This is a genomic window from Nocardia otitidiscaviarum, assembly GCF_007362295.1.
Classification (GTDB): domain Bacteria; phylum Actinomycetota; class Actinomycetes; order Mycobacteriales; family Mycobacteriaceae; genus Nocardia; species Nocardia otitidiscaviarum.
The window spans coordinates 2,980,454-2,992,407 of sequence record NZ_CP041695.1 but is presented as its reverse complement, the minus strand read 5'-3'; the positions used below and the strand labels follow the sequence as shown (position 1 = coordinate 2,992,407).

Annotated in this window: 11 protein-coding genes; 6 read left to right on the top strand and 5 right to left on the bottom strand. The window is 67.8% G+C overall.

The features are described 5' to 3' along the window. The first annotated feature begins 142 nt into the window (after window positions 1–142). Window positions 143–364 carry a hypothetical protein gene (locus FOH10_RS13120; RefSeq protein WP_039814321.1) on the top strand — a complete coding sequence of 74 codons (222 nt, stop codon included), beginning with the start codon at window positions 143–145 and terminating at the stop codon, window positions 362–364. Beyond that, window positions 364–1,587 carry a hypothetical protein gene (locus tag FOH10_RS13115; RefSeq protein WP_143980904.1) on the top strand — a complete coding sequence of 408 codons (1,224 nt, stop codon included), beginning with the start codon at window positions 364–366 and terminating at the stop codon, window positions 1,585–1,587. The genes FOH10_RS13120 and FOH10_RS13115 overlap by 1 nt, the downstream gene beginning before the upstream one ends. Window positions 1,588–1,772: 185 nt before the next feature. Here FOH10_RS13115 and FOH10_RS13110 read toward each other — a convergent pair whose 3' ends face one another. Continuing rightward, window positions 1,773–2,642 carry an NAD(P)-dependent oxidoreductase gene (locus FOH10_RS13110; protein WP_143980903.1) on the bottom strand — a complete coding sequence of 290 codons (870 nt, stop codon included), beginning with the start codon at window positions 2,640–2,642 and terminating at the stop codon, window positions 1,773–1,775. A gap of 139 nt (window positions 2,643–2,781) precedes the next feature. Here FOH10_RS13110 and FOH10_RS13105 point away from each other — a divergent pair, with 139 nt between their 5' ends. The 4 genes from FOH10_RS13105 (at window position 2,782) to FOH10_RS13090 (ending at window position 6,561) form a co-directional block, all read left to right on the top strand. Continuing rightward, entirely contained in the window at window positions 2,782–3,141 is a 360-nt protein-coding gene (locus FOH10_RS13105; RefSeq protein ID WP_143980902.1) for a winged helix-turn-helix transcriptional regulator, read from the top strand. A gap of 230 nt (window positions 3,142–3,371) precedes the next feature. After that, window positions 3,372–4,586, top strand: a complete 1,215-nt coding sequence (locus FOH10_RS13100) for a hypothetical protein (protein WP_143980901.1) — start codon at window positions 3,372–3,374, stop codon at window positions 4,584–4,586. 69 nt (window positions 4,587–4,655) lie between these two features. Next, window positions 4,656–6,005 (top strand): M20/M25/M40 family metallo-hydrolase, encoded by a 1,350-nt coding sequence (locus tag FOH10_RS13095; RefSeq protein WP_143980900.1) that lies wholly within the window; start codon window positions 4,656–4,658, stop codon window positions 6,003–6,005. Between the two features lie 19 nt (window positions 6,006–6,024). Then, window positions 6,025–6,561 carry a YbhB/YbcL family Raf kinase inhibitor-like protein gene (locus FOH10_RS13090; RefSeq protein ID WP_039814323.1) on the top strand — a complete coding sequence of 179 codons (537 nt, stop codon included), beginning with the start codon at window positions 6,025–6,027 and terminating at the stop codon, window positions 6,559–6,561. Between the two features lie 69 nt (window positions 6,562–6,630). Here FOH10_RS13090 and FOH10_RS13085 read toward each other — a convergent pair whose 3' ends face one another. The 4 genes from FOH10_RS13085 to ribA all read right to left on the bottom strand — a co-directional run bounded on the left by FOH10_RS13085 (window position 6,631) and on the right by ribA (window position 11,934). Next, window positions 6,631–8,463 (bottom strand): AMP-dependent synthetase/ligase, encoded by a 1,833-nt coding sequence (locus FOH10_RS13085; RefSeq protein WP_143980899.1) that lies wholly within the window; start codon window positions 8,461–8,463, stop codon window positions 6,631–6,633. Between the two features lie 141 nt (window positions 8,464–8,604). Beyond that, a complete protein-coding gene (locus FOH10_RS13080) occupies window positions 8,605–9,534 on the bottom strand; it encodes a GTP cyclohydrolase II (protein WP_244962075.1) in 930 nt (309 codons plus the stop codon). 143 nt (window positions 9,535–9,677) lie between these two features. After that, a complete protein-coding gene (locus FOH10_RS13075; RefSeq protein ID WP_143980897.1) occupies window positions 9,678–11,201 on the bottom strand; it encodes a carbohydrate kinase family protein in 1,524 nt (507 codons plus the stop codon). 76 nt (window positions 11,202–11,277) lie between these two features. Further along, window positions 11,278–11,934, bottom strand: a complete 657-nt coding sequence (gene ribA / locus FOH10_RS13070) for a GTP cyclohydrolase II RibA (RefSeq protein ID WP_244961945.1) — start codon at window positions 11,932–11,934, stop codon at window positions 11,278–11,280. Window positions 11,935–11,954 lie beyond the last annotated feature (20 nt).

Here is an 11,954-nt window from a genome sequence, read left to right as displayed (position 1 = left end):
CTGTGCGAAATCGGTTCGGACGCAACCCAGTATCACGCGGATCACTGGATCGCGCCGGTGCGCGCAGCGATTGTCGGCGCGATCGTTTTGTGATCAAGTAGGGGCACGGAGTGATCCGGTTCATCGGGGAACGGGGAATGATATGAGTGCCAGAGCCGAACTCGAGCGGGAATTGGGTGGGCCGCTGGCCGCGCTCGACGCCCTGTCGGAGGCGGAGATCGCCGATCTGCTGGAGCTGTTCAAGCAGGCGCAGCGGACCGAGCAGGCCGCCATGGTGGAGGCCGTCGACAAGACCGTCAGCGCGCTGCCGTGGCCGTTGAAGACCGCGGCCAAGAAGATCATGTTCGGGAATCGGTTGGGCTGATGAGTGATCTGGTCACCCGGGCGCAGACCATCCTGCTGGCCCGGACCCTGCACGTACCCGCGGAACGGTTGACCCACCTGGAGAAGCTGGGCGCACAGGGGTTGCACGAACTGCAGGAACGCATGGCGCGCGTCATCTTCGAACGGCACAATGCCACCTTCTCGCGGCTGAGCATGCTGGTACCGGTTGTCCCGCTGAGCATTTCGCTGCCCCTGGTGCAGCGGCTGGTGCCGCCGGTGATGGCCGGGCGCGCGGCGGGCGCGATCGGCGTGGACCATCCGCGCAAGGCGGTCGAGGCGCTGGACATCCTCGATCCGGCCTACGCCGCCGACGGCGCGCCCTATATGGACCCGCACACGGTGGGACGGCTCGCCGATGTCGCGCCGCCGCAGCCGGTGGTGCGCATCGTCAACGAGATCCTGCGGCGGCGCGACTATGTCACCGCCGGGCCGTTCCTCGCCTACGCCACGCCGCAGTTGATCGAGGCGGTCGAACACGGCGTGCACGATGACGAGGGGCTCATCCGGTCGGCGGCCTACTCGTATTCGGGCGAGAGCATCAGCGTCATCGTGCGGCATCTGCTGGACGGCCCGACACAGCGCATACCCCGCCTGATCCGGACGATCGTGAGCGGACCCGACGAACTGCGGCTGGCCGCGCTGTCGGTGTTCGCGCGCACCGATCCCGACGTGATCGCCGCCATCGGCGATGTGCTCTTCGATCTCGGCACGCCCGAGGAGATCGCGGACCTCGTCACCACCTTCCTGGAGGCCGAGGCGGTACCGGAGACGTTGCGCTTCATCGCCCAGCTGAGCCCGACGGCCCTGGCGGTGCTGGCGGCCAATCCGATCATGCGGGACACCGCCACCGTCGCGACCGTCGTCGATGTGCTGGACGGGTGCGCCGAGCACGATCAGTGGCGTGGCCTGCTGGTCCTGTCCGAGCATGTCGAGCCGGATACCGCCCGTCGCATCGGCACCCGGTTCGGCGACTTCGACACCGCGACGCTCGCGCGGCTCCCGGCCGTCACCGCCGCGACCGAACTGTGGCCGCCGCTGCTGCGGGTGCTGGCCGCCGCCGAGGCCAGCGCGCAGTCCCGCATCGGCGAAACCTGGTCGACGCTACCGGAATCGGAACGCCGCGGACTGGAGCAGCGTATTCGTGAGCACGGACTGGACGAGGCGCTCGCGGCATTGACCGCCACCTTGCATCTGGTGCACTGACAGCGGCAGCCGCTGCCCCCGCCCGCGTCGAGCACCGTCCGCAGTCGGGTCGGCTGCCGCCCGCACCCATTCGGATGCGGGCCGCTCTCGGATGACGGCCGCTCGGCCGCCGCGGCGCGCGAGCACGTCGGCGGGGCGCGCGCATCGCCGTCAGGCGCTTCGGTGTCGGCGTCTCGACGCCGGGTTCAGCGCAGTTGGGTGATGGTGTGCTCGAAGGCGAGCGCACCGTTGCCGTCGGCGACCTGGCGGTCGATGAGATTGCGCAGCGGGGCGATGACGTCCAGGGCCACACCGGCGTCGCGGCTGGCGCGGGCGATGGCGTCGACGGCGGCCTTCTGGAAGGCCAGCTGTTGGACCTCGGCGCGGAAGTCGCCGGAGTCGATGGTCCGCCCGTACTCCGGCAGCCCGTGCGCCATGGCGGTCAGCCACGCCTGGGCACGGTGGCCGAACTCCTCGGCGGAGACGCCCGCCGAGCCGACCATGGCCGCGGCGTGGAAGAACCCGCCGAACATCGCGTACATATTCGCCAGCAGGGCGAAGTCGAACAGCGCCGCCATACCGGCGTCGGTGCCGAAGTACTCGGCGGAGCCGAACAGTTCCAGGGTCTCGCGATGGCGGTCGAACACCGCCTTCGACCCGCTGTAGAGCAGCGCCGACCCGGGCTGGCCGATCATGGGCGGAATCGCCATGATGCCGCCGTCGAGGAAGTCGATGCCGTGCGCGGCCGCCCACCGCGCCAGTTCCCGCGATTCCGCGGGCGCGGTGCTGGTCAGATTGATCAGTTGTTTGCCGCGCAGTTCGGCCGCCACCGGATCGAGCTGTTCGTGGACCGAGGCGTGGTCGAGCAGGACCGCGATGATCACCTCACCGGCCCGCACCGCCTCCGCGACCGAAGCCGCCTCGGTCGCGCCCCGGGCCACGAGGTCGGTGGCCTTGCCCGCGCTGCGGTTCCATACGGTGGTGGCGCGCCCACCCTTCAGCAGGGCCCCGGCCAGGGCCGAGCCCATGGCTCCGAGGCCCAGAACGGTGACCGGGGTGTACTGTTTGTCCGCCATCGCGGCTCTCCTCACTGGATTCGACTGTGGTTGTCGGCGCGCCGGAATCAAGACTGCTCCCGCCCGCGTTGGCCCACAAGAACGCACTATTCGGTCAGGCACCTACCCGTAGGTAGGTGAAGAGGTAGCGAGGCCAGGCATGGGTGAAAAGAGATTCGGACCATATTTCTGCGGTATCGACGCCGCCATGGACGTGGTCGGCGGCAAGTGGAAATCGCTCATTCTGTGGGAGCTCGCCGAGCACGGCACCCGTCGCTTCGGCGAGCTCCGCCGTGGCCTGCCCGGCGTCTCGGAGAAGATGCTCGGTCAGCAGTTGCGTGAGATGGAGGAGGACGGGCTGATCCACCGCGAGGTGTATCCGGAGATCCCGCCCCGGGTCGAATACACCCTCACCGCCGAAGGCACCGCGCTCAACATCGCACTGGCGCCGCTCGCGGACTGGGGGCGGCGCCGTATCGACCGCATCGGCGCGGAGCGCGTACCGCACCTGGCCTCCTGAGCGTGGTCGGCGGGCGGGATCGGCGGCGGTTCGCCAGCGGCATATCGCCCAGGGACCGAGCGGGCGGTTAGTGATGAATGCCAAGTCTGGGCGGTTTGGGCATTTTCGGCGACGGGCGGATCTATGATCGGGGCCGTTGCCGACGGGAACCGACCCAGACGGTCGGAGGACGGGGAAACGATGTCCGCCACAGTCGAATTCGACCGACGACGCGCGACCCGGCTCGGCCTATGACGGATTTCGTGGTCCGCGCCCAACTCATCCTGCTCGCCCGCACCCTGCACGTCCCCGTGGAACGGCTGGTCCATCTCGAGAAGCTGGGCGCGCAACGCCTGCACGAACTGCAAGATCGCATCTCGCGCACACTGTTCGAACAGCACAACCCGGTCTTCGACCGCATGAGCAAGCTGGTACCCATCATTCCGCTGCGCATCTCCATTCCGATCGTGCAGCATGTGGTGCCACCGGTCATGACCGGACGGGCGGCGGGCGCGGTGGGAGTGCGCTATCCGCGCAAGGCCGCCGAAGCGGTGCGGCTGCTCGAGGTGTCCTACGCCGCCGACTGCGCACCGTATCTGGACCCGCGCACCGTCGGACAACTGGCCGACGTCGCACCGCCGGAACCGGTGGTGCGCATCGTGAACGAGATGCTGGTGCGCCGCGACTACGTCACCGCGGGACCGTTCCTCGCCTACGCCACACCGGAACTGGTGCGTGCGGTGGAGGAGGGGGTGCCCGACGACGAGGGCCTCATCCGCTCGGCCGCCTACGCGTACTCGGGTGCGGCGGTCAGCGCCGTCGTGCGGCAACTGCTGGACGGGGGCACCCGGCTGCCCGCCATGCTGGGCACGGTCGTGGACGGGTCCAAGGAACTGCGGCTGGCGGCGCTGTCGGTCTTCGCGCGCTGCGACGACGACGTGATCGCGGCCGTGGGCGACATCCTGCTCGCCTCGACGCCGCCCTCGGCCATCGCGGACCTGATCACCACCGTCGTCGCCGCCGGCGGCACGCCCGACGTGCTGCGATTCACCGGACAGCTGCATACGCCCGCGCTGCTGCGCTTGGCGCTCAACCCCGGAATCGGGGACGTGGCCGAACAGCTCGTCACCGCCTGCGAGGGCTGCACCGAGGTGGCGCTCTGGCGGGGCATGCTGGAACTGCTGGCCCGCACCCCCGGGGAGGTGCGCCGCCACGCGGGCGCCCGACTCTCCCAACTCGATCCGGCGACCCTGCACATGCTGCCGACCATCGCGCAGGCCGCGCGGCTGTGGCCGCCGCTGCTGTGGGTGCTGGCCGGGGCCGACGTCGACGCCCAGGCCCTGATGGCGCAACGCTGGGCCCGCGCGCCCCGACTGAATCTCGAGGTGCTGGAACGACGCATCCAGGACCAGCGCTTGGAACCACTGCTGGCCACGCTCACCGCCACGCTGCGGCTCTATCACTGACGCGGCGGCTCACCGTGGACGCGGCCACCGCGCAGCATCCACCCCTACCGGAGTGGTAGGAAAGGGGACGTGTCCGAAACCGTCGAACCCAGCACCTCACGCGCCGTCTCCGAAGTGGTCGATCTGGTCAGCACGCTGATCCGCTTCGACACCTCCAACACCGGCGAACTGGAAACCACCAAGGGCGAGCGTGAATGCGCGCAATGGGTGGCCGATCAGCTGCAACAGGCCGGATACGTCACCGAATACGTGGAATCGGGTGCGCCGGGCCGCGGCAATGTGTTCGCGCGGCTGAAAGGCGCGGACTCCTCGCGCGGCGCGCTCATGATGCACGGGCACCTCGACGTGGTGCCCGCGGAGGCCGCCGACTGGAGTGTGCACCCGTTCTCCGGCGCGGTGCGCGACGGCTACGTGTGGGGGCGCGGCGCGGTCGATATGAAGGATATGGTCGGCATGATGCTGGCCATCGCCCGCCAGTTCAAGATGGCGGGCACCGTACCGCCGCGCGATATCGTGTGGGCCTTCCTCGCCGACGAGGAGAACGGCGGCAAGTGGGGGTCGCAGTGGCTGGTGCGCAACCGGCCCGACCTGTTCGACGGCGTCACCGAGGCGGTCGGCGAGGTCGGCGGCTTCTCGCTCACCGTGCCCAGGGCCGACGGCACCGACCGGCGGCTGTATCTGGTCGAAACCGCCGAAAAGGGTTTGGGCTGGATGCGTTTGCGCGCCAAGGCCCGCGCCGGACACGGCTCGTTCCTGCACGAGGACAATGCCGTCACCATCCTGGCCCAGGCGGTGGCGCGGCTCGGCACGCACACCTTCCCGCTGGTGGTATCGGATTCGGTGGCGGAATTCCTGGCCGCCGTCGCCGAGGAGTCCGGGCTCGAATTCGATCCGGCCAGCCCGGATATCGAAGGGCAGCTGGCGAAGCTGGGCACCATCTCCCGCATCATCGGCGCGACGCTGCGCGATACCGCCAATCCGACCATGCTGCGGGCGGGCTACAAGGCCAATGTGATCCCGCAGACCGCCGAGGCGGTGGTGGACTGCCGGGTGGTGCCGGGTCGCCAGGCCGAATTCGAGCGCGAGGTCGACGCGCTCATCGGCCCGGATGTGGAGCGCGAATGGATCACCAAACTCGACTCCTACGAAACGACATTCGACGGACACCTGGTGGACGCCATGAACGCCGCCATCCTCGCCCACGACCCGAACGGGCGTACCGTACCCTATATGCTCTCCGGTGGTACCGACGCGAAAGCGTTCGCCACCTTGGGAATTCGGTGCTTCGGCTTCGCACCGCTGCAGTTGCCGCCGGAGCTGGACTTCACCGCACTGTTCCACGGTGTCGATGAACGGGTTCCGGTGGAATCCCTCGAATTCGGCACCCGCGTGCTGGAACACTTCCTGCTGCACAGCTGACTCGCGAAAGGATTCACCCGTGCCCGATTACGACTACAACCCCTACGCGCCGCTGCCCGACCTGCCGGGCTTCACCCTCACCTCCTCCGATGTGACCGACGGCCAGCCGTTCGGCAACGATCAGGTGAGCGGGGTGTTCGGCGCGGGCGGCAAGGATGTGTCGCCGCAGCTGTCGTGGAGCGGATTCCCGGCCGAGACCAAGAGTTTCGCGGTCACCGTCTTCGATCCGGACGCGCCGACCGCCTCCGGTTTCTGGCACTGGGCGGTCGCCGACATCCCGGCCGCGGTCACCTCGCTCGACAGCGGGGCGGGCAGTGAGGGCGGCACCCTGCCCGCGGGTGCGGTGCAGCTGCGCAACGACGGCGGCTTCGCCGGATTCGTGGGCGCCGCCCCGCCGCCGGGACACGGCTACCACCGCTACTTCATCGTGGTGCACGCGGTGGATGTGGAATCGCTGGGCATCGACGGCAGTGCCAGCCCGGCCTACCTGGGGTTCAACCTGTTCTCGCACGCCATCGCGCGCGCGACCATCGTGGCGACCTACGAGCAGAAGTGAGCGGACGCGCACCGCACTGACCGGGGCCCGGAACCGAAAGGTTCCGGGCCCCATGTCTCTTCGCGCCGCTTACGACGGCACGTTGACCACGTTCTCCGGCGGCGGAGTGGTGTAGAGCTCGGCGATCTCGGTCGCGTACTTGGTCGCGATCGGGTTGCGCTTGAGCTTCAGGGTCGGGGTGAGCTCGTCGCCACCCGGATCCCACGCCTGCGGCACGATGACGAACCGCTTGATCTGCTCCACGCGCGACAGCTTGGAGTTGGCGACCTGCACCGCGGCCAGGATCTCGTCGATGATCTCCTGCTTGGTGGTCAGGGACGCGACATCGGCGTCGGGCGTGCCGAGGTTCTTGGCGCGCACGGCGGCGGTGTCCGGATCGAGAACGACCAGCGCGGCGATGTAGGGCTTGGCGTCACCGATGGCGACGACCTGGCCGACCAGCGAGGACGCGGCCTTGACCGTGTTCTCGATATTGGTCGGGGACAGGTTCTTGCCCGCCTCGTTGATGATCAGTTCCTTCTTGCGGTCCACGATGTGGACGTAGCCGTCCCCGTCGATGGTGGCCACGTCGCCGGTGTGCAGCCAGCCGTCGGCGTCGATGGCCTCGGCGGTCTTCTCCGGCATCTTGCGGTAGCCGCGAGTGACGATGGGGCCGCGAATCAGCAGCTCACCGTCCTCGCCCAGCTTGATCTCGGCGCCGTCGAGCACGCGACCCACCGAACCGGGGCGGGGCTTGTCGAGTTCGGTGAAGGTACCGACGCCGGAGGTCTCCGACATGCCCCACACCTCGGTGACCGTGAAGCCCAGACCCAGCATGTACTCCAGGGTCTCCGGCGGAATGGCGGCCGCACCGGAGGCGGCGACCTTCAGCTCGTCCAGGCCCAGCGCATGGCGCAGCTTGGACAGCACCAGCGCGTCGGCCAGCTTGTGCTGCACCGACAGCACCGGACCGCGGCCCTTACCGGCCAGGTCGGCGCGGGCGGCCTGGACACCGGTGGCGATGGCCCAGTTGGCGAGCGACTGCTTGGCGCCGCTGAATTCGGTGGCGATCTTGGCCTCGATACCGGCCTTGATCTTCTGCCAGACGCGCGGCACGCCGAAGAAGGCGGTCGGGCGGGCGTCCGGCAGCGCCGCGGCGATCTCGCGCGGGTCCGGGACGGTGGTCATCTGCACGCCGGTGAACAGGTTGGCGCAGTGACCGGAGATGCGGTCGGCGACGTGCGCGGCCGGGAGGTACGAGACCGAGCGGTCGTCGAAGCCGACGATCAGGGGACCGGTGAGCAGACCCTTGATCTGCGCGACCACATTGCTGTGGGTGAGCTCCACGCCCTTGGACGGGCCGGTGGTGCCGGAGGTGTAGATCAGGGTCGCCACATCGTCGGGCTTGACCGCACGCCAGGCGGCGTCGAAGTCGAAGCCCTCCAGCGGGGCGGCCTCCACCTCGGCCAGCGAGACGGTGCCCGCCGCCGAACCCTCGACCAGCACGATGTGCTCGAGCTCCACACCCGCGCCGCGCACCGCGTCCAGGAACACCGGCTCGGTGATGACCACCTTGTTCTCGGCATTGGTGAACAGGTGGTTGATCTGCTCCGGCGAGGAGGTGTTGTAGATCGAGAACGGCGTCGCGCCCAGATGTAGCGCCGCGGTGTCCACGAGATTGAATTCCGGCCGGTTGGTCAGCATGATCCCGACAGTGTCACCGTGCCCCACCCCGAGCCCCGCCAGTCCGGCGGCGATGCTGCGCACCCGCTCCCCGTACTGCTTCCAGGTGATCTGCTGAGTCCCACCCACGGTCCGCAACGCGACCTGGTCCGGCCGCACCGTCAGCGTCTCCTGAAACGCCTCCGGAATCGTGTAGACCGTTTTGCCCGATTTGTGCGTATAGCCGATGTCTGTCGTCATATCCCTGCTTCCGATTCTCCTGACCACCGCGCCCGACGCGCCCCCACGCGGGCCCTCGCCCCCGGAGCTGATCCGCTACCGGTCGACTCCGACCCACGCCTGGTGACACGCCCCACATGTGGCACGGCTCACTCATCGTAATCACATCGGGGGTGCCGTGTCGCGTGCTACCCCGTCCGCAGGTGTATTCACGCCCGGCGCGCGATGGCGCGCCAGCCGGAAACCGGCGCGATAGGCATCCCAGCGTGCCGCCACCGCCGGTGATATCGGCCGAGACGAGCGCCAACTCCAGCGCACCCTCGTGGAGGCTATGGCCAAGACGAAAGCCATCACCGCGGCCGCCGCGTCCGAATTCATCGTCAGGCGGGTGGCCGCGTGCCACGCGGTCCATGCGACCGCGCAGCCGATGGCCAGACGTGCACCCCATTTCGCGACGGTCAGCCACATCCATACCCGGGACGCCGGCAAGCCGTGCGCGAAACCCGTGCGGCGGCGTTTGGCGTCCAAGTATGCCGCGGCGACCGGGCCACGGGGCTTGGAGTAGAGTCGAATTCTCTCGACCCGGAATCCCGCATCTCGCAAGCGTTGCACCTTGCACGGGTTGTTGGTCAGGAGCTTGATCGAATGCAAGAACCCGAGTGCGTGCAGGCTGTCGATGGCGGCGTCGTAGTTGCGTGAATCGTGTGGATAGCCGAGGCGTTCGTAACTCTCGAAGGTGTCGGTGCGGTGAGCCTGGCTGTACGCGTAGCCGGCCGCCTTCACCATCAAGCCCGCGCCCCGGCCCTCCTGTTCCAGATAGACGAGGACACCGGCCCGCTCCCAATAGATCAGATCCAAGGCCAGGTCCAGTTCCGGCCCGCAGTCGCAGCTGTCGGACCCCATCGCTTCGCCGTAGAGGCATTGGGAGTGGATGCGGACCAGACATCCGTCGCCGGGATCACCGAAGACGAAGAGATAGCCGCTGTCACCGGAACCCGAAACCCGAAACACTCGCACCCCGAGGGTGCGGCCTCGCCGGGTGAAACGGTGGCGAACTTCGTGAGGCGCGAAGTTATCACCTGTGTTGGGCACAGCGGTCAACCTTTCGAGAAGAACGTCGGTGGTGTGTCAACGTATGCACAAGGAAAGGTGCTGCTCGATACGTCTCACCCCGGTGGGTAAGCACGGACCGCAACGATAGCCAAGTGTGTGCCAGCGACGACGGCGACGCCGGACTAGTCACGATTGCGAGGCATATCCACGTTCATCAGAGCGTCGATCTCCGCAGCCGATGGCAGCGCGTCGGATACGGTTCCCACCGATTGCGTGGCGACCATCGCTCGAGCCGCCCACCGGAAGTCCGGATCACGAGCCGGCTGCCCACGGGTCACCAGACGGAAGGTCAGCGCCGCCGAAAACGCCGCGTACGCACCAGACGTCCCAGCCATGGCCGTCGCGACCGAGCCGACCACCGTCTCACCGCTCCGTGAGCTGACGGTCACCTGAAAACCGTCGATGGCACAGACCGTATCGACCCCGAGGCCGAGCAGCCGCTCCGCCGCGGTGCCGATGGCGGAGCTGTGTGCGGAGGCCAGCTGTTCCAGTTCAGCGGAGGTGCCGATCATGTAGTCCACCGAACGCAGGTGGCGGTACAGCTTTCGAGGCGATATCGAATCGCGCAGGGGCGGCGAAGCGTTGACCACCACCCAGCAGGGCGATGCGCGGGCATCGATGATCTCCAGTGCCCGGACGATCACTTCCACCGGTTGTTCGAAGGTCAGCAGGACCGCGTCCGCCGTCGACAAGGCAACATGACGTGACCGCTCGTCGAGGTCGTTCGCGTGTAGTCGGAGGCGATCGTCCCGGTAGGCCATATTCATCGGAAGCTCGCCGTGCGGCAGGATCACGGCCGTGACCGGTGTCCGCGCCGCCGCGACGGTGGTGACCAGGCTCGTGTCGACGCCACGCAACCGCAGGTGGGATAGCAATTCCCGGCCCTCGGCATCGTCGCCGACGGCTGCGATCAGTTGCGCCCGCAAGCCCAACTTCGCCACCGCGACGGCACGGTTGAGCCCCTTGCCACCGGGTGAGCGTTCGAGATCGCACCATGTCGAGGAACCGGGCACCGGCACGCGATCCACCACATAGTTGTGATCCACCACCGCGTCGCCGAGCACGGTCACCCTGCCTCGGACCCCTCGCTCGGCATGAGCACGACGGACGACCGGTCCCGCACCGAAAGCGGTTGCCGTGGTAAGGAGATGAGCAAGTGCGGAGAACGCACGCCGTTCGGGTTCGCCACGCAGCGTTCGCACGGAAGACGGCGCGGGAGGTATGGCGTCGGCCCCGAACGCCTCGTGCAACTGCCGCCAATTCCTGGTCAGGTAGGCGCGCCGGTCACCCAACTCGGCCGCGTAGAGAAGCGCGGGATCGATGCCTGCCTCGGTGTTTCCCCGCAGCAAACCCAGCGAGAGCTCCGCGTCGACGATCAGGCGATCGGTGGGCTGGAGCAGGCGCGCGGCGTTCTCGATCACGTCCTGCACGACTTCCTCGGGCGAGCGCATGGTTCGCAAGACGTTCTCGCGCACGATCGGCAGATCGAGCAGCGCACCGACGTCGATCTCGGTGCCGCGTAGACGATCTGAGCTCAAGCCGGATCGTTTGCTGAGGCGAGTGAGAATGCCGCGCACCGCGACCACGCCGGGGTCCTGCGAGGCCGGGGCAGGGTCGGCGGCATTGGGGCTGCGCTGCGTTGCCATTCGTTCGTACGATACCGATGGGGGCACTTTCCCTCCAGGCGAATCGGCAATTGCATTGTTGCGAAGGCAATTGCCGTCAGTAGTTGTGCCCGCGCAGCAGATGACCGGCATGTAGGCGCTTGGCCTCCATGTAACGCTTGGCGCGCTCACTGCTCGGTCGCGTGTTCAGCGGCACGATCTCCACCGCGAGTCCCACGCGACGCAGCGCGGTGACCTTGTCGGGATTGTTGGTCATGAGCCGTACGGCGCTGAGATCCAGTCCGGTGCGCAAGCTTTCGGCAGCGTGCTCATAGGTTCGGGAATCCACGTCGACGCCGAGCATGCGGTAGCTCGTGAACGTGTCGACCCCGGACTCCTCGCTCAACCGCAACCCCTGCGCCTTGACCAGCAGCCCCGCGCCTCGCCCCTCCTGTTCGAGGTACACCAGCACCCCGCCGCCCTCGGCCTGAATTCGGTCCAGTGACAGTTCCAGTTCAGCGCGGCAGTCACAGTCCTGAGAGCCGAGCACGTCACCATACAGGCAGCGAGAGTGCAAGCGCACGAGCGGATTCGGCCCGAGTTCACCGAAGACCAGGATGTGGCCGAACTCGTGGTCACTTCCGGTCATCTCCAGCACGCGCACCCGTATCTCACGTCCCTTCCGAGTGATCGGATGCTCGGCCGCCACGGTCATCGATCCGGCCGCGTTGGAATCCGACTCGTCCGCGACACAGCGATGTCCGTCTCCACCCACAAGTGGAATGATGACAGTTG